This is a genomic window from Desulfuromonas versatilis, assembly GCF_019704135.1.
Taxonomy (GTDB): domain Bacteria; phylum Desulfobacterota; class Desulfuromonadia; order Desulfuromonadales; family NIT-T3; genus Desulfuromonas_A; species Desulfuromonas_A versatilis.
Window position 1 is genome coordinate 913,355 of record NZ_AP024355.1, and the last position, 18,104, is coordinate 931,458.

Consider the following 18,104-nt stretch of genomic DNA (forward strand, 5'->3'; position numbering starts at 1 on the left):
ACAAGAAAGTAAAATATGCAAATAATGTTATTTTCAAATATTCCTATTTCACAATTCATGCCATTGGTAACAGGTTGCGAAATCTTGGGTGATTGCCGCATTAAGTGTGAGGAAATACCAGTTTCGTGCCAGACTGGGATTTAAAAAGGAATTTGCGATGTTGTGCGCATATGGGGTAAAAAATACACATTCTGAGCCGGAAAATTGACTCCTGTGGCGTTAAAATGTTGACGCACAGGTTGCCGTGAAATAACCAGGCGCCATGCCGCCACTTGGCGGGATATGGCGTCGAAAGACGCCTTTGCGTTGCTTGCCGGGCGCCCTGTGGTATCCTGAAGCCTTCTCGAATGTCCTTTGGAGGATGTGGTCGATGAGGGTGATGTGCTTGATCCTGCTGGTGTTGTTGCCTGTTTCCGCCGTCGGCCTGGTTTCCGAGGGCCGGCCCGGCGTGCCGTATTTCAATCACGTGCTTTTCCTGGATACCAAGGTCGTGGAGAACGGGGAAGTGAGCTGGATCAGCCTGGGCTATGGGGATCCGGCCGGCGACGCGCTGGTGTGCAATAACACCATCGACGTTTTCCGGGGGCGGGAGCTGTTCAGCGAAATCCCGGAAAAGAGCTGGGTGCTGGTCGACTACGAACTGCAGAGCATCCTGGTCCAGGAAGGGTTTTTCGGCGATGCGGACGTGGTGCGGGTGGTGGCCTGCGGCGATGTGGAGGCCTGCTGCGACCTGCGCGACCGGCTCAATGCCGACGACCGGGAGCGGGCACGCCGGGCCCGGGCCCCGCGCCCCGGCGAAACCCGGCCCGCTGGCCTCGGTGACATCGCCGAACGCCTCGAGGTGGGGCGCAACCTGGTGCGCGTGGCCCGCTGCCGCGGTTGTCACAGTATCGAGGGGTTTGGCGCCGGCCATGCGCCGAGCCTGAGTTGGAAACGCTTCAAGTATGAACAGGGGTGGCTGGAGCGGTTTCTGAAACAGCCCTACCGGATGCGCCCGGCGATGACCGAGCTGATGATGCTCGACTACACCTCCGCCAATGCCCAGCCGGCCTTGACCGAGCCCGAGGTCGAGGCGGTGGCCGAATTTCTGAACCGGGTCGCCTGGACCAAGTCCCCGGCCGACCGCTTCCGCAACGAGCCCTTTGCCAGCTACGACTGTTACGACTGCCATACCCGCCTGTACCGCGAGGAGCCGCTGGAATTCGTACCGACCCCCGTGCCCCAGCCGATCCGCGAGCGGCTCGATGCCAGCGGCGCCTGGCAGCTGTGCTTTGCCTGCCACTCCTTTGGCGATCACCGACAGCTCTCGGCAGCGCCCGGCGGCAGCCCCAACGCCCTGGCCATCGACCTGCTGCTGGCCATCGAGAAGCTGGAAGCCAACTATTTCGTCAATTTCGTTCGCGACCCCGGGTACCTGCAGCCCGGCGCCAAGATGCCCAGGCTCGGCTTCAGCGACAGTCAGCTTGAGGAGATCCGCGCCCTGGTGCTGGAGGTCAAGCAGGCCATCGCCAAGGGCGGCCTGCGGCCCGTGCACAACCACTACCGGATGGAGAAGCGCAGCGGCCCCGGCGGGCCGGGTCTCAACTTTCCGTCCCCAGCCGCCCCCCCGCCGTAGGCTGGGCGGAGGGCAGCGATGCCCAGCAGCCCCGGCGTACGCCCCCCGGCAATTTGCATTTCAGTTGGCTGCCGGCGGCAAATAGATTAAGATCTCCCCTTTACCGGCGGGCCAAGCCGCACCAAATCCCCACGGAGGTTTGCAGGATATGAGCACCGATACCAAAAAAGTCATCTACTCGATGATGCGGGTCAGCAAGCATTACGACAAGAAACCGATCATCAAGGACATCTCCCTTTCCTACTTCTACGGCGCCAAGATCGGCGTACTCGGTCTCAACGGCTCGGGCAAGAGCTCGCTGCTGCGCATCATGGCCGGCGTCGACAAGGAGTTCCAGGGCGAGGCCGTTCTCTCGCCCGGCTACAGCGTCGGCTACCTGGAGCAGGAGCCGCTGGTCAACGTCGACAAGACCGTGCGCGAGGTGGTCGAGGAAGGGGTGCAGGAGACCGTCGACCTGCTCAAGGAATTCGAAGAGATCAACATGAAGTTCGCCGAGCCCATGTCCGACGACGAGATGGCCAAGCTCTGCGACCGCCAGGCCGAGGTGCAGGAGAAGCTCGACGCCCTGGACGCCTGGGATCTCGATTCGCGCCTGGAGATGGCCATGGACGCGCTGCGCTGTCCGCCCGGCGACACCCCGGTCAAGGTTCTCTCCGGCGGCGAGCGGCGCCGCGTGGCCCTGTGTCGGCTGCTGCTGAAAAAGCCCGACATCCTGCTGCTCGACGAGCCGACCAACCACCTCGACGCCGAATCCGTCGCCTGGCTCGAGCATCACCTGCAGCAGTACCCCGGCACCATCATCGCCGTCACCCACGACCGCTATTTCCTCGACAACGTCGCCGGCTGGATCCTCGAACTCGACCGCGGCCACGGCATCCCCTGGAAGGGGAACTACTCGAGCTGGCTGGAGCAGAAGCAGGAGCGCCTGCGCCAGGAGGAGAAGTCCGAGAGCGCCCGGCAGAAGACCCTCGAGCGCGAGCTCGAGTGGATCCGCATGTCCCCCAAAGGGCGCCACGCCAAGAGCCAGGCCCGCATCAGCGCTTACGAGAAGCTGCTCGGCCAGGAGGCCGAAAAGCAGGCCCGCGACCTCGAACTCTTCATCCCGCCCGGGCCGCGCCTGGGCAACGTGGTCATCGAGGCCGATGGGGTGCGCAAGGCCTACGGCGACCGGCTGCTGGTCGAGGAGATGAGCTTCCGCCTGCCCCCCGGGGGGATCGTCGGCATCATCGGCCCCAACGGCGCCGGCAAGACCACCCTGTTCCGCATGGTCGCCGGTCAGGAACAGCCTGACGGCGGCAGCATCCGTGTCGGCGAGACGGTCAAGCTCGCCTACGTCGACCAGAGCCGTGAGCTCGATCCGAACAAGAGCATTTTCGAGGAGATCACCGGCGGCCAGGAGCAGATCGAGCTCGGCAAGCAGGTGGTCAACGCCCGCGGCTACGTGTCGCGCTTCAACTTCTCGGGCTCGGATCAGCAGAAGAAGGTCGGCGTACTCTCCGGCGGCGAGCGCAACCGCGTGCACCTGGCCAAGATGCTCAAGGAAGGCGCCAACGTCATTCTGCTCGACGAACCGACCAACGACCTGGACGTCAACACCATGCGCGCCCTCGAGGAGGGCCTGGAAAACTTCGCCGGCTGCGCCGTGGTCATCAGCCACGACCGCTGGTTCCTCGACCGCATCGCCACCCACATCCTCGCCTTCGAAGGGGACAGCAAGGTGGTCTGGTTCGAGGGGAACTACTCGGAATACGAAGCCGACCGCAAGAAGCGCCTCGGTGCGGCGGCCGACCAGCCCCACCGCATCAAGTACCGCCAGCTGACCCGCTGAGCGATTTCGCAGGATGAAAAAAACGGCCGCCCCTACGAGAAGGGCGGCCGTTTTATTATGTATTCAGCTGCTTTCTTGGTGTTTCCCCTCTCCCTCAGGGAGAGGGCCGGGGTGAGGGTGGGCCGAAAGCCCCCCGCCCGGCCGGCTCCTTCAGGACTGCGGTGGGAGCGCTTGGGATTCTTCTTCCGCCTCAGGCTCGTCGGGCGGCACCATTGGCACCGGTGCTTCTGCAGGTGCCTGCAGCTCTTCCACTGTCTCTTCCGCATCCGCCTGCGGCTCTTCTGCCGGCGGCGCTGCGGGCGCCTGTCTCGGCCGGCGCTGCAGCCCCGGGATGTCCGGTTTGTCGGCCAGGGCCAGCCGGTATTCCGCTTCGCTGAGCACCCCACGGATTTTCAGCAGCTTCAGGATGTGTTCGGCGCGTTTTTCCACCCGGCCCAGATTGCGGTAAGGATTGTAGGCGACCCGCGGACCCGGGAGCATGGCAACCAGAAAGGCGCACTCGCCGGGAGTCAGCTGGGAAACCTGTTTGCCGAAATAGTAGCTGGCCCCATGGCCCACGCCGAAGACCATCGGTCCCAACTCGACTACGTTGAGGTAGAGTTCGAGGATGCGCCCTTTGCTCAGCTCCTGCTCCATGCGCCGGGCGATAAGGAATTCCTTCATTTTGCGGAGCAGGGTCTTTTCCCGGGAGAGGAACAGGTTCTTGGCCAGTTGCTGAGTGATGGTCGAGGCCCCCCGGGCCAGCCGTTTTTGCTCCAGGTCGTACTTCAGGGCCTCCTTGAGCGCCTGGACGTCGATCCCCTGGTGACTGTAAAAGTTGGCGTCCTCGGCGGCGATCACCGACCATTTCAGCGCCTCAGGTACCGCCTTGAGCGGCGTCCAGCGGTGGTTTTTCGGGCCCAGGGTGAAAGGATGTTCCTGCCCCTGCCAGTCGCGAATCTGGATGACCAGGTTGGTCTTGCGGTCGGCCAGATGTCCGGTCTCAGGCAGGTCCCACCCTATCCAGGCGGCGGCTGCCGTCCCCAGCATTATCAGCAGCGCCAGCGCCCGCAGTTTGAAGCGCAGCAGTCCCTTGTGAAAATCACGCCAGTTCATTTTCTCATCCTCATGCCTGCAGACCGGGTCCGTCCCGGAATCAGTCGACCGAATCATAGCACGAAGCATTAACCCCGGACAGAGGAGAGCCAAGGGGGGCGCACCGGAAACTGGCACCTCGCTTGCAGCTAGGTAACTGGCGGTGTGCCCCGGGAGCCGGATGTTTGGTAATTCGGGCCCTTCTGGACGAAAAGGCGGAGTATTCCCGTCAAAACACCCAACCTTCCAATAGTCAAAAAACGGGATTTTAATTTATGAGTGCAGGAAAAGTGGTTCAGGCGGCCTGGCTGGGGGCCCTCGGTCGCAACCTCGGGAGCATGCAGCTGCAGTCGCTGGCCCGCGGAAATTTTGCCGATCCGGCCGGGCGCAACGAGCTGGTCGCCAAGATCCGCTGGTTCCTGGCGGTCATGATCGGCTGCTACGGGGTGTTCGCCGCGGGGTTCTACGCCTTCAGCGAGTACGGGCTTTTCCTGACCCGGGAGCAGGTGATTTTTCTGCTGGTCTCGGTCGGGGCCTTCCTGGGCTGCAACACGCTCTACCATTTCCATTACGAGCGGATTCGCAACATCCGTTATGCCGCCCATCTGCAGGTGCTGATCGACTTTCTGCTGATCACCCTGCTGATCCATTTCAGCGGCGGCGGGGCCAGCTGGTTCTGGCCGGTCTACCTGGTCGCCACCCTGGAGGCGGCGATCCTGCTCGATCGCAAGCGTGAGGTCTGGCTGCTCGGGGGCATCGGCGGGCTGATGTTCGGGGCCATGCTGGCCGGCCAGTACCTGGGGTGGTTTTGCGAAGTGCCGATGCCCTTCGTCGATCCTCAGCTGCATCATGACGGGCTGTTTCTGCTGCTGATCTGGCTGTGGGTGAGCCTGCTCAACGCTGCGATAGCTGTCATCGGCTCCTTCCTGATGTCGGTGATCCGCAATGAGAACGAGGCGCTCCGGCGCAGTGAGCGGCGCCTGGTCAATTTTCTCGATTCGGCCAACGATCTGATCTTCAGCGCCACCCCCGAGGGCCGCCTGCTCTATGCCAACCACAGCTGGAAGTCGGCCTTGGGCTTCGATCCCGACACCGCCGACAATCTCAACCTGCTCGACATCATCCACCCCACCTACAAGAGCAAATGCCAGGCGGCTTTCGGCAAGGCCGCGGCCGGCCAGCGGGTCAACGTCCTGGAGGGGAGTTTCATTGCCTGCGACCGCCGTCCCATCGACGTCGAGGGGAACATCACCTGCAACCCGGAAGACGGGGACGCGACGGTCATCTGGGGAATCTGTCGCGATGTCACCGAGCGCAAGAAAGCCCAGGAGCAGCTCTATCACCTGGCCCATCATGACATGCTGACCGGGCTGCCCAACCGGTTGTTTTTCATCGACCGGCTCAAGCATGCCCGGGCCATGGCCCGGCGCGGGGAAAAACAGGTGGCGGTGCTGTTTCTGGACCTCGACCGCTTCAAAATCATCAACGACACCCTGGGCCATTCGGTGGGCGATCAGCTGCTGCAGGAGGCGGCCAGCAGGCTGCTGGAATGCGTGCGCGAGGTGGACACCGTGGCCCGCCTGGGTGGCGACGAGTTCACCGTGGCCCTGTGCAACGTCAACGGTGTCGAGGACGTGGAGCAGGTCGCCCAGAAAATCCTCAAGGCGCTCTCCCGGCCCATGGCCCTGGGCGGACACGAGCTGTTCATCACCACCAGCATCGGCATCTGTCTGTACCCCGATCACGGCGAAGAACCAGTGGAGCTGATCAAGAACGCCGATATCGCCATGTACAACGCCAAGACCAACGGCCGCAACAATTACCAGTTCTACGACCAGGCCATGGACCAGGAGGCGGACAAGCGCCTGATGCTGGAAACCGGCATGCGCAAGGCCCTCGAGCGGGAGGAGTTCCGGATTTACTACCAGCCCAAGGTCGATATGGTCAGCGGCAGGGTTACCGCCATGGAGGCGCTGCTGCGCTGGGAGCATCCGGAGCTGGGAATGCTGCCGCCGAGCAGCTTCATCTCGCTGGCCGAGGAGACCGGCCTGATCTTCCCCATCGGCGAATGGGTGCTGCGCCACGCCTGCCTGCAGAACCGGGCCTGGCAGGACCAGGGGCTCGCGCCTGTGCGGGTGGCGGTCAATCTCTCCGGCTATCAGCTGCAGCACAAGGGGCTGATTGCGACCGTGCGCAAGATTCTCGAGGAAACCGGGTTGGACCCGATGTATCTCGAACTGGAGGTGACCGAGACGGTGGTCATGCAGAATCCGGACTTCGCCGTGGCCATCCTCAACGAGCTGCGCGGCCTGGGCATCCACATCTCCATCGACGACTTCGGCACCGGCTACTCCTCCCTGGCGCACCTCAAGCGCTTCTCGGTGAACACCCTGAAGATCGACAAGTCCTTTGTCCGCGAGGTGGACATCAACTCCACCGACGCCGCCATCGCCACCGCGATCATCGCCATGGGCAACAGCCTGAATCTCAAGGTCATTGCCGAAGGGGTGGAAAACGAGGGGCAGTTCTCCTTTTTGCGCGAGAACAAATGCGACGAAATGCAGGGCTATCTCTTCAGCAAACCGGTGCCGCCCCAGGAAGCAGCCAAGTTGCTGCGGGGGGAAGGGCTGAAAATCCCCGAAACTGCCCTGGCGGAGCTTTCGATCTAACAGGTTACGCCCAGAGGACGATTCATTTGCTTATTGACAGTTTCCAGGCCGAGGTTATATTTGATTAAATCATTCTTTTAATTCCCCTCGGGAGACGATATTTGCGAGCCGCGGTAACAGATCCGCAGCACTTTCCTGGCCGCTTCCCGCTGTTGACCGACAGCGGGAAGCGGCTTTTGTTTGCTCGCATTCCCTCTCGGCGTTCAGGCCCTGGGGGCTTTGTCCGCTGCGGCACCAGGACACCTCTGCTCCTGTTTCTCGGGTTGTGGCTGCTGCTTCTCGGGCTGTTGGCTCCGGCCTTCGGCGGGGCCGCATGGGCCGGGGGCGACAGCACACCCAGGGATATCCTGGTCCTGCACTCCTACCATCCAGGCATGACTTGGACCGACGGCATCATGGCCGGGATCCAGGAGGTGCTGGCAAAGGCGGAGCACGCCCTGCGCGTCCTTCAGGGGGAGCGGGCATCGAGGCTCTCCGTGGTCACGGCCGCGGCCAATCGCTTCAAGTTCGATTGCCGGGAACTCGAGCGTTTCCACATCCCGCTCTCCGCACTTCCCGCCAAACAGCTTGCCCTTCACGCCCCGGAGCCCTTTTACAAGATCGGCAAGGGGCCTTTCTGGTTGGCTCTGGCCGGCGCCCTGCTGCTGGCGGGAGCCTGCTTCGTCCTGGTGGTGAACGTGCTGCAGCGGCGCAAGATGGAACGGGCCCTGCGGCAGAGCCGGGAGAATCTCGAAGACGCCCAGCGGTTGGCCCAGGTGGGGAGCCTGGACTGGGACATCGTGCACGACCGCCTGGAGTGCAGCCGGGAAACCTTCCGGATCTTCGGCGTCGAACCCTGCGGTCCCGAAACCTCCTACCAGGCGTTGATGGCCCAGATCCACCCTGCCGACGTCGAGCGGGTTCAGGCGGCCATCGACCGGGCTCTGCGTACCGGCGAGCGCCTGGACATCCCCTATCGCATCCTCCGGGCCGATGGAGCCGAGCGGTTTCTCCACGGCCGGGCCGAAGTGACTTTCGGGCCGGCCGGCAAACCGACGCGGCTGGCGGGAACGGTCCAGGACATTACCGAGCGGACCGAGGTGGGCGAAGCCCTGCGCAGTTCGGAGCAACGCTATCGCGAGTTGTTCGACAACAATCCGCTCCCCCTTTGGGTCTATGATCTGCAATCCTTGCGGTTTCTTGCCGTCAACGAGGCCGCGATCCAGCATTACGGTTTTTCCCGGGGGGAGTTTCTGGGGATGACCCTCCAGGAGATCCGACCAGCGGAGGATGTTCCGCGTTTGCTGGAGAACGTGTCCCGGGTCGATCAGGGCCTGGACCGGGCAGGGGTCTGGAGACACCTGAAAAAGGATGGCACTCCCATCGATGTGGAAATCATCTCCCATCCTTTGATGTTCGAGGGGCGCAAGGCCGAAGTGGTGCTGGCCAACGACGTCACCCAGCGGCTGCGGGCCGAAGAGGCGCTACTGCGTCGTGGCCGCCAGCTGGAGATGCTTTCCCGGGCCAGCCGCAAAATCAACCAGGTGCTGGAAATCCGGGCCATCCTGCGGGCCCTGGTGGAAGCCTCCCTGGAGCTGTGCGGTGCCAGCCGGGGGGCCGCGGGGGTCATGGAAGGGGGCCGGATGGTCATCAGGGAATACTGCCAGGATGGACGGTGGATTCCCCTGGATCTCCAGTTCGCTCCCGGGCAGGGGGTCCCCGGGTGGGTCATCGAACATCGCCGGCCCTACATCTCCAGCGATGCCAGGCACGATCCCCAGGTCATCCCGGAAATCCGCCAGCGCCTGGGTTTCAGCAACCTGGCCAGCACCCCGATCCTCGATCGCCAGGAAGAGGTGGTGGGGTGCTTCGAGATTTATGACAAGGCGGCCGATAAGCCCTTCGACCAACAGGATCTGCTCATGCTCGAGGGGCTGGCCGCCAGCGCCGCCGTGGCCCTGGAGAACGCCCGTTCGCTGGAAGCCCGGTTAAAAATGGAGCGGGAGCTGCGGGAGAGCGAGGGGAAATACCGCTCACTGTTCGAGGACTCCCCCATCTCCCTGTGGGAGGAGGACTTCTCGGGGGTCAAGGAGTTCCTGGACGGGTTGCGGGGCGAAGGGATAACCGATTTCCGGGAATATTTCCGGCAGCACCCGGAGGCCGTGGCCCATTGCGCCGAGCGGATCGCGATCATCGACATCAACATGGCGACCATCGACCTGTTTCGGGCTTCCACCAAGGAGGACCTGCTCGGCAACCTGCATCAGGTTCTGACCGAGGATTCCCTGGAGCAGTTCCGCGAGGAACTGGTGGCGCTGGCCGGGGGGGCGACCTGGTTCGAGACCGAGGGCGTCAACCGTACCCTGGATGGCGAGGAACGGGTGGTCAACCTGCGGCTTTCCGTTGCTCCGGGCCATGAGAAAACCCTCGGCAAGGTGGTGGTTTCCCTGATCGACGTCACCGAGCGCCGGCGCACCGAGGCCGCGCTTCGCGACAGCGAGGAGCGCTTCCGTACGCTGATGGAGCAGGCGGCGGATGCCTTTTTCGTTCACGATTTCGAAGGGCGGCTGGTCGATGTCAACCATGCCGCCTGCGAGAGTCTCGGCTTTCGTCGGGATGAGCTGCTCGGGATGCGGATGCAGGATTTCGAGGGGGATGTCACACAGCGCCCGCCCCATGCCCAGTGGCGTAAGCTGGCTCCCGGGGTTCCGGTGACCATTGAAAGCCACCATGTACGCAAGGACGGAACTTCCTTTCCTGTCGAATTGCGGATCTGTCGGGTGCAATCCCGGGGCGAGTCGCTGGTATTCGCCCTGGCCAGGGACGTTTCCGAGCGGCGGCGGGCGGAACAGGCGCAGCGCAGCGCATTGGCAGAGGCCGAAGGGGCCCGCGACCGGGTCGATGCCATCCTGCGCTCGGTTTTCGACGCCTTGATCGTCACCGACATGGACAACCGTCTGGTGCTGATGAACCGGGCCGCCGAGGAGCTGCTCGGTCTGCGTCTCAGGGAGCACCAGTTGGAGCCGGTCGAACTGGCGATCCGCGATCCCGAGCTCTGCGCCCACCTCACCAGTTTTCTGATCGCTGCCGAGGGGGAGGCGGTCAGCAGCCTGGAGCTGCTCGATCGGGGGCGGGGCGAGGTGCGTTATTTTCAGGCCCGCTCCTCGGTGGTTCAGGGGCGCGAGGGCCTGGTGTCGGGGGTCATCACTCTGCTGCGCGATGTGACCCGCGAGCGGGAGCTGGACCGGATGAAAAGCGAATTCATCTCCATCGCGGCCCATGAGCTGCGCACCCCGCTGACCTCGGTTCTGGGCTACGCGGAACTGTTGCTCAAGGAGCGGGAATTGGGCGGTTTCAGCGCCGAGGATCGTAAGAAATACCTGGACTATATCTACCAGAAGGGCGAAGTCCTCGAACACATCGTCGACGATCTGCTCAACCTAAGCCGGATCGAGTCGGGGCGTCCCATCGTGCTCAACACGGCCCCCTGCGAGTTGGGATCGCTCATCGAGGAACTGGTGCCCCATCATCAGAAGGAGACCCGTCGCCATCACTTTGCGGTGAATTGCCCGGGGCGGGTGGAGCTGGTGATCGACCGGGGCAAGATCCTCCAGGTGCTGGACAACCTGGTGAGCAACGCGGTGAAATACTCGCCGCGCGGCGGCGAAATCAGGATCCTATGTTCCGCGGGGGAGGCCACAGTGCAGATCTGCGTTGAAGACGAGGGGATCGGTATGTCGCCGGAGCAGGTTGAAAGGGTTTTCGACAAGTTCTACCGTGCCGATACCCAGAATACGGCCGTCAGTGGGCTGGGCCTGGGAATGAGCATCGCCAAAAGCATCATTGAGGCCCATCAGGGGAAAATCTGGGTGGAAAGCGAATTGGGCAAGGGGACCCGGGTCTGCTTTACCCTGCCCGGCGACGGCGTGGCGGGCGACTGAGGCACCCCGGTCTTGCCGGCCACAAGAAAGCCCAGGGCAAGCGGCCCTGGGCTTTTTGCCGTTCCGGGTTCCGGGGCGGGGAAAGCTATTCCCTGACGTAGGTGTCGATGTCGGTTTCGTGCACCATCCCCATCAGCCGGGCATACTCCGATTCGATCAGAATATAGTGGTTGTGGGTCGAGTCGGCGTTGGCGATGAAGACTTTCCGCACCGCCGGGTCGTCCATCTTCTCCGCCATCTCGCGCAGGTGCTTTTCCAGCTTCAGCTCCTTGTCCATGGCCATCTCCAAGGCCTTGCGCTCGTTGAAGTTCTCCACCAGGATTTTCTCGAGGTCGGAGAGCCAGTCGGATTCGTGGGCCTGGGGAGCGCTCATGAAATCTTCGAAATCGGGGATCCTGGGCCCCTGGTAGATGTCGAAAAACCAGTGGGCATGCTCATGTTCCTCCTTCGCCAGCAGTTCGAAGGCCCTTTTGGCTTCGGGGTCGCGCATATGGGTGGCGGCCAGACGGTAGAAATCCATGGCGTTTTTTTCCGTCTGGATGGAGCGCCGGATGGCTTCCTGGACATCGATTTTTTCGGTCATGCGGGTTCTCCTTCAGTGGGACAGCTGGGAAAAGATGATTAATATGCCAGAAACCTTACCGCAACGCCCCGGGTTGTCAACGATCCGGGGGGGGGGGGCCGCAGGAACCGGAGCCGGGTCCCGGTTGCTGTGAATGCCCGAATGCGGGGAGGCTGTCAGTAACGAAAAAAGGGGCGGCCTGCGGCCGCCCCTTTTTCGAATTGGTGCGTGAGGCTTTTCAGGCCCCGGCTGTCGGCGGAACGAAGACCCGCGCGCCGAGTTCTTCGTCGAGGCGCAGCAGGCCGTTGCCGTCGTTGCCGATGCGCTCGAGCTTGCGCAGGATCAGGCCGAAGCTGGCCTCTTCCTCGACCTGCTCGGTCACGAACCACTGCAGGAAGATCTGCGCGGCGTGGTTGCTCTCGGCCTTGGCCAAGTCCATCAGTTTGTTGATGCTGTCGGTGACGAAGTTCTCGTGCTTGAGGCTGTACTTGAAGGCTTCGACAGGCGAGGCGAATTCGTTGCGGGGAGCCTCGAAACCGCGGAAGTCGGTGCGACCGGCCGCGTCGGTGATGAAGTTGAAGAACTTCTCGCCGTGGGTCATCTCCTCGAGGGCTTGAACCCTCATCCAGCTGGCGATGCCGGGCAGATCCTCCGACTCGAAGTAGCCGGCGATGGCCATGTAGAGGTAGGCCGAGAAGAATTCGTTTTTCATCTGTTCGTTGAGCGCATCCTGCAATTTGGGGCTGAGCATCATGTCCCTCCGAGAAAAAGTTGATTGCTGGACGCCTGTCGAGCGCGTCCGATGGAACGTATATTTATAACACGAATCGAAAATCTGTCCAGCGCAGGATTCCCCGCGCCGGTTGCTCCAAACAGCAAAGGCGCGACCCGGGGGTCCCGCCTCTGCGAAAAGCACGTGATGCGCAACCGCTACTTGTTGCTGTCCTCGAAAAAGATCAGTTTGCGCAGGCCGTCGAGGGCAGTGTTGCCCTGATTGGTCTCGTCGGTGAAGGGGTTGCGGTAGGTGTAGGTGATGTAGGTGCAGTCGCAGTCCGAAGGGAGGAAGGCGTCCTGCAGGAAGAAGGACTTGCCGTCGGACTTCCGGGTCACTTCCATCTCCCCGGCGCTGATGTCGTTGCCGAAGATGCTGTAATTGATGTTGGGAGTATCGAAAAAGACGATCTGCGAAACCGTGTCGATGGGAATGTCGATGGCGGTGCCGTTGAGCCAGCCTTTGATGGTGTCCCGTCCGTCAATGCGGAAAAAGGAAATTTCCTGACCTTCGATGGTGACAAACTTGCCGGGCCGGGTATCGCCTGCGGTGGCGGGGCCGACCTGCAGCAGCAGGAAAACAGTCAGGATGGCGAAAACGCTTATCCGCTTGCATACGTTCATTTCAAAGGTCTCCTTTGGGGTAATGATTTATATGAATGCAATAGTTCTTGCGGAGGTTCCGCTCCGGTGCTTTCCGGCAACTTACACGCAATATCCGCGCCAGTACCTCGGTCTGGTTGCCGCCCGTCGGCGGCAGCCGGGGAGTTGAACGGTGGCGCTTGGCAGGACCGAAACCCAAACGGCGGCGAAGAGCCAGGTTCAACCATTAAAAACCTTGTCCCTTCGGCGGGTTGTCCGCAAAATGGGAATTAAAAAGGCGTCCCGCCCCGTCGACCTGCCCTTTTGCCAGCCTTCTTCCTAGCAGTTTTTAAAAAAAAAATCAATGGTTTTTGCGGTTGGGCCGGGATGGATTCCGCCCTCGGGACCGAGGTAGAATCCACCCTTTAGGGGGGAGATATCCACATCTTTTGACAGGGAAGGCTTTTCTTTTTTCGGCGGGATGGCTATGCTACCATCCCTTGTTGTCGAGCCCTTTTCCTGAACCCGTTGCTGGAGCGCACCTCATGATCGTCCGGTCCGCAGAATTTGTCAAAAGTGCCACACGGCCCGATAACTACCCCCCCGCCGAGATGCCCGAAGTGGCCTTCGCCGGGCGCAGCAACGTGGGCAAGAGCTCCCTGATCAACGTGCTGGTCAACCGGCGGGGCCTGGTTCGCACCTCCTCCACGCCTGGACGGACCCAGCTGCTTAATTTCTTCGACATCAACGGCACTTTCTCGCTGGTCGACCTGCCGGGGTACGGCTTTGCCAAGGTCCCCCTGGCGGTCAAGAAGCAGTGGGGGCCGATGATCCGCACCTACCTGGGCGGGCGGCCCAGCCTCAAGGCCGTGGTGCACCTGGTCGACCTGCGCCGGGTGCCCAACGAAGAGGATCTGCAGCTGCTCGACTGGCTCGAGGAGTACGAGATCCCCACCATCCCGGTCATCACCAAGGCCGACAAGGTGCCCCGCAGCCGGCGGGAGCGGCAGATCAAGGGGATTCTCGAGGCGACCGGGCTCCCCCGCGACGCCTTCACCCTCTTTTCGGCCATTACCCGGGAGGGGCGCGACGAAATCTGGCAGCGGATCGAAGCGGCCCTTGGCCTGCAGGCGGACAACGAGGGCCAAAGAGATTGACAGCCCCGTCGGGGCTCTGCTAAAAAGAACGAACAATCAGACATCTGGGTGCCCGCCGCAGCTGCAGCGAAGGCGGGAGAATAGGGAAGAGGGTGAGAACCCCTCGCTGCCCCGCAACTGTGTGTGGTGACGACCGCCGGAAGCATGCCACTGTCCCCGAGGGGATGGGAAGGCCCGGCCACTAGGATGAGCCACGAGCCAGGAGACCTGCCCGGATGGTGGAGCCTCGCCGATGCAAGGGTGCCGATGCGCATCCCCCGGCGCGGCTCCGAGGCGGACTCTTCGCGGGAGGGGTTCGGGCTTACCTTGACACCAGGGCCCCGAACTCGATAGACATCCGAGTTCGGGGCTTTTTTTTTCTGCCGGGAGGCGAGGTTGCAGCAGGGGCTTATTCAGGTCTACACGGGCGAGGGCAAGGGCAAGACCACTGCGGCGCTGGGGCTGGTAGTGCGGGCTCTCGGCCAGGGGTTGCGGGTGCTGCTGGTGCGCCTGCTGAAGCCCGTCGATCCGCCCAGCGGAGAAGTGTTGTTTCTGCAGCAGTGCCCCGGCATCGACGTCCTGACCTCGGGGATCGGCATTATCGGCCGCCGGCCCGACCCGGCCGAAGTCGCCGCCAGCGTCCTCGCCACCCTCGAGCAGGCCGAACAGCGGCTCAAAGCCGGCGGCTACGACCTGGTGGTGTTCGATGAGATCAACAACGCCCTGCATCGCGGTTACCTCCCCCTGGAGTGGGTGGAGCGGTTTCTGGCCTCCCGCCCAGCCGGCCTCGAGGTGGTGCTGACCGGGCGCAACGCGCCGCGGGAGATCCTCGCCCGGGCCGACCTGGTGACCCGCATGGAGGCGGTGCGCCACCCGCTCAAGGCGGGCATCCCGGCCCGGCGCGGCATCGAGTACTGAGCATGGCCCTGACCTTCATCACCGGCGGCACCCGCTCGGGGAAGAGCGAATACGCCCAGCGCCTGGCCGAACAGTGCCCGGGGCCGCTGCTCTACGTCGCCACCGCCGGTATTCACGACGGCGAGATGGCCGAGCGGGTCCGGCTGCACCGGCTCGCCCGGGGCGAGCGCTGGCAGACCCTCGAAGAACCCCTCGACCTGGCTGGAAAATTGCCGTCGGCCGCAGCGGGGGCAGGGGCGGTGTTAATCGACTGCGTGACCCTGTGGCTGACCAACCTGCTGCTCCACCACGGCGAGGACGAAGCCCAGGTGCTGGGCGAGGTCGAGCGCTTCATCGGCGCACTCCCCCTGGTCGAGGCGCCGCTGTTTTTGGTTTCCAATGAGATCGGCTTCGGCATCGTCCCCGAAAACCGCCTGGCCCGGCGCTTCCGCGACCTGGCCGGGACCGCCAACCAGCGCTTGGCCGCCGCCGCCGCCGAGGCCTGGCTGGTGGTTTCGGGGATTCCGTTAAAATTGAAATGAATTGCTCCGGAGGTGACTCGCCATGGATCTTGAAACCGCTCTGAAAAATATCTCTGCCGTCGACCCGGCCCGGCTCGGCGATATCCAGGATCATCTCGATCGCCAGGCTAAGCCGCGCGGTTCGCTGGGGCGCCTCGAGGAGTTCGCACGGCGCTTCGCCGCCATCACCGGCCGCAGGGAGATCCGCAAAAAGGCCGTTTTCACCTTCGCCGGGGATCACGGCGTGACCGAGGAGGGGGTGAGCGCCTTTCCCCGCGAAGTCACCCCGCAGATGGTGCTCAATTTCCTCAGCGGCGGCGCGGCGATCAACGCCCTGGCCCGTCACGCCGGGGCCGAGGTCATCGTCGTCGACATGGGGGTCGACTACGACTTCGAGCCCCGCGAGGGACTGCTGTTGAAAAAGGTCGGCCGCGGCACCCGCAATTTCGCCAAGGGACCGGCCATGAGCCGGGAGGAGGCGGTGCGCTGCCTGGAGACCGGCATCGAACTGGCCGTCTGGGCCAGGGAGCAGGGTTTCGACCTGGTCGGCACCGGCGACATGGGGATCGGCAACACCACCCCTTCGGCGGCCATCGCCGCGGTCTTCACCGGGCTGCCGGTCTCCAGCGTCACTCACCGCGGCACCGGAATCGGCGACGCCGCCCTGGCCAACAAGGTGCGGGTGATCGAGGCCGGCATCGCCCTCAACGCCCCCGATGCCAAGGACCCGGTGGACGTGCTCGCCAAGGTCGGCGGTTACGAGATCGGCGGCATCGCCGGGCTGGTGCTGGGCTGTGCGGCGGTGGGCCTGCCGGTGGTGGTGGACGGCTTCATCTCCACCGCCGGGGCGCTGATCGCCGCGGAGCTGCACCCCCAGGTGCGCGATTACATCTTTGCCGCCCACCAGTCGGTGGAGATCGGCCACAGCCACATGCTCGAGCGCATCGGCCAGCGGCCGATCCTCAACCTCGACATGCGCCTCGGCGAGGGGACCGGCGGCGCCCTGGCCATGGAGCTGATCGACGCCTCCCTGCAGGCGCTGCGCGAGGTGCGCACCTTCGACGCCGCCGGGGTCTCGGAAGGGGACGAGCGATGAAACGTGAGTGGGAAGATTTCCGCATCGCCGGGGCCTTCCTGACCGTCTTCCCCGTCGCCCGGGGGCTCTCCATGGAGCCCAGGCGCCTGGCCGGCAGCATGGCTTTTTTCCCCGCCATCGGCCTGGCCATGGGGCTGGCGCTGGTGGTGATCAACTGGGCGCTCGGACATTTTCTGCCTCGGCCGGTGCTCGACTGCCTGCTGGTGCTGGTGCTCATCGCCGCCACCGGGGCCCTGCATCTGGACGGCATCGCCGATCTGATCGACGGGCTGGCCGGCGGCAAGGACCGCGAGGGGACGCTGCGTATCATGAAGGACAGCCGGGTCGGCGCCATGGGCGTGGTCGGCCTGGTGATGGTGCTGCTGCTCAAGTACCTCTGCCTGTTCAACACCCCCCTGGAGCTGAAGTCGGCGGCGCTGATCTTCATGCCGACCGCGGGACGCTGGATCCAGGTGGTGCTCGCCTCCTACTGCCGCTACGTCCGCGCCGAGGGGGGGACCGGCGGCGCCTTTGTCGACCATGTGGCCGAGCGCGAAGTCCTCCTCGCCACCGGCACCCTGCTGGCCGCGGCCCTGGTGCTGTTCCGTCTGGAGGGGGTGTTTCTGGTGTTCCTGCTCGGGCTGGCCGCCATGGTGCTGATGCGCTATTTCAACGCCCGTCTCGGCGGAGTGACCGGCGACGTGCTCGGCGCGGCGACGGAAGTGGTGGAGGTCTTGAGCCTGCTGCTGGTGCTGGGGATGTTCGCTTCGGCATAAGCTCGGGGGATTCGCGATGGAAATGAGCCATACCCGCATCTACCTGGTGCGTCACGGCCAGGTCGAGGGGTTCGAAGAGAAGCGCTACAACGGCCAGGCCGATGTGGCGCTGACCGCCCTGGGGCACGACCAGTACCGGCAGCTGGCCGGGCGCCTGGCGGCCAAGCCGCTGGCCGCGGTCTACAGCAGCGACCTCTCCCGCTGCCTGGAGGGGGCGCGGCTGCTGGCCGAACCGCACGGGCTGGTCCCGGAGGCCTTTGCCGAACTGCGCGAGCTCAACATCGGCCACTGGGAGGGGCAGACCTGGAAAGAGCTGCAGGCCCGCTACCCCGCGGAGTGGCAGGCGCGCCTCGCCGACCTGGAGAACTACCGGGTCCCCGGCGGGGAGAGCGCCCGCGACATGGCCGAACGCGCCCTGCCGGTGATCCGCCAGTTGGCCGAGCGCCACCGCGGCCAGGAGATCCTGGTGGTCGGCCACGGCGGGCTCAACCGCGTCATCCTGCTCGATGTCATCGGCGCCCCTTTCAAGCGCCTGTTCCATATCGAGCAGAACTTCGGCTGCCTGAACATCATCGACTACTACGCCGACGGCATCGCCGTGGTGAAGCTGCTGAACGGGTGAAAGGGCCGTAAGGCGTAAGGCGTAATCCGTGAGGCGTAACCGCTTTTACCCATTAC

The 18,104-nt window shown here is 63.6% G+C and carries 14 protein-coding genes and 1 riboswitch; of the genes, 10 read left to right on the plus strand and 4 right to left on the minus strand.

Going from position 1 to position 18,104, the window contains the following annotated elements; translation table 11 throughout:
* Positions 1–370 precede the first annotated feature (370 nt).
* Positions 371–1,615 carry a c-type cytochrome gene (locus tag DESUT3_RS04015; RefSeq protein ID WP_221251176.1) on the plus strand — a complete coding sequence of 415 codons (1,245 nt, stop codon included), beginning with the start codon at positions 371–373 and terminating at the stop codon, positions 1,613–1,615.
* 148 nt (positions 1,616–1,763) lie between these two features.
* Positions 1,764–3,443 (plus strand): energy-dependent translational throttle protein EttA, encoded by a 1,680-nt coding sequence (gene ettA, locus DESUT3_RS04020; RefSeq protein ID WP_221251177.1) that lies wholly within the window; start codon positions 1,764–1,766, stop codon positions 3,441–3,443.
* 150 nt (positions 3,444–3,593) lie between these two features.
* Here the strand turns inward: ettA and DESUT3_RS04025 are convergent, their stop codons facing one another.
* Positions 3,594–4,538: a transglycosylase domain-containing protein gene (locus DESUT3_RS04025; RefSeq protein ID WP_318835985.1), complete on the minus strand. Its 945-nt coding sequence runs from the start codon at positions 4,536–4,538 to the stop codon at positions 3,594–3,596.
* A 254-nt stretch (positions 4,539–4,792) separates the two neighbouring features.
* Between DESUT3_RS04025 and DESUT3_RS04030 the strand changes: the two genes are divergently transcribed.
* A complete protein-coding gene (locus tag DESUT3_RS04030; protein ID WP_221251178.1) occupies positions 4,793–7,186 on the plus strand; it encodes a putative bifunctional diguanylate cyclase/phosphodiesterase in 2,394 nt (797 codons plus the stop codon).
* Between the two features lie 176 nt (positions 7,187–7,362).
* Positions 7,363–11,106, plus strand: coding sequence for a PAS domain S-box protein (locus DESUT3_RS04035; RefSeq protein ID WP_221251179.1), 3,744 nt, complete (start codon positions 7,363–7,365; stop codon positions 11,104–11,106).
* An 85-nt stretch (positions 11,107–11,191) separates the two neighbouring features.
* Here the strand turns inward: DESUT3_RS04035 and DESUT3_RS04040 are convergent, their stop codons facing one another.
* From DESUT3_RS04040 to DESUT3_RS04050, 3 genes are all read right to left on the minus strand, one after another.
* Entirely contained in the window at positions 11,192–11,689 is a 498-nt protein-coding gene (locus DESUT3_RS04040; RefSeq protein WP_221251180.1) for a ferritin-like domain-containing protein, read from the minus strand.
* Between the two features lie 217 nt (positions 11,690–11,906).
* The gene (locus DESUT3_RS04045; protein WP_225911617.1) at positions 11,907–12,422 is read right to left on the minus strand and encodes a ferritin; all 516 of its coding nucleotides are present in this window, start codon (positions 12,420–12,422) and stop codon (positions 11,907–11,909) included.
* Positions 12,423–12,598: 176 nt separating this feature from the next.
* Positions 12,599–13,063: a hypothetical protein gene (locus DESUT3_RS04050; RefSeq protein WP_221251181.1), complete on the minus strand. Its 465-nt coding sequence runs from the start codon at positions 13,061–13,063 to the stop codon at positions 12,599–12,601.
* A 503-nt stretch (positions 13,064–13,566) separates the two neighbouring features.
* Between DESUT3_RS04050 and yihA the strand changes: the two genes are divergently transcribed.
* The 6 genes from yihA to cobC all read left to right on the plus strand — a co-directional run bounded on the left by yihA (position 13,567) and on the right by cobC (position 18,048).
* Positions 13,567–14,178, plus strand: a complete 612-nt coding sequence (yihA, locus tag DESUT3_RS04055; RefSeq protein WP_221251182.1) for a ribosome biogenesis GTP-binding protein YihA/YsxC — start codon at positions 13,567–13,569, stop codon at positions 14,176–14,178.
* 29 nt (positions 14,179–14,207) lie between these two features.
* Positions 14,208–14,407, plus strand: a riboswitch (cobalamin riboswitch).
* Between the two features lie 146 nt (positions 14,408–14,553).
* Entirely contained in the window at positions 14,554–15,075 is a 522-nt protein-coding gene (locus tag DESUT3_RS04060) for a cob(I)yrinic acid a,c-diamide adenosyltransferase (RefSeq protein ID WP_221251183.1), read from the plus strand.
* 2 nt (positions 15,076–15,077) lie between these two features.
* Complete coding sequence (gene cobU, locus DESUT3_RS04065) at positions 15,078–15,596, plus strand: bifunctional adenosylcobinamide kinase/adenosylcobinamide-phosphate guanylyltransferase (protein ID WP_221251184.1); 519 nt, start codon at positions 15,078–15,080, stop codon at positions 15,594–15,596.
* 22 nt (positions 15,597–15,618) lie between these two features.
* The gene (cobT, locus tag DESUT3_RS04070) at positions 15,619–16,671 is read left to right on the plus strand and encodes a nicotinate-nucleotide--dimethylbenzimidazole phosphoribosyltransferase (RefSeq protein ID WP_221251185.1); all 1,053 of its coding nucleotides are present in this window, start codon (positions 15,619–15,621) and stop codon (positions 16,669–16,671) included.
* Entirely contained in the window at positions 16,668–17,426 is a 759-nt protein-coding gene (cobS, locus tag DESUT3_RS04075; RefSeq protein WP_221251186.1) for an adenosylcobinamide-GDP ribazoletransferase, read from the plus strand. The genes cobT and cobS overlap by 4 nt, the downstream gene beginning before the upstream one ends.
* Positions 17,427–17,442: 16 nt before the next feature.
* Positions 17,443–18,048, plus strand: coding sequence for an alpha-ribazole phosphatase (cobC, locus tag DESUT3_RS04080; RefSeq protein WP_318835986.1), 606 nt, complete (start codon positions 17,443–17,445; stop codon positions 18,046–18,048).
* Positions 18,049–18,104: the final 56 nt, after the last annotated feature.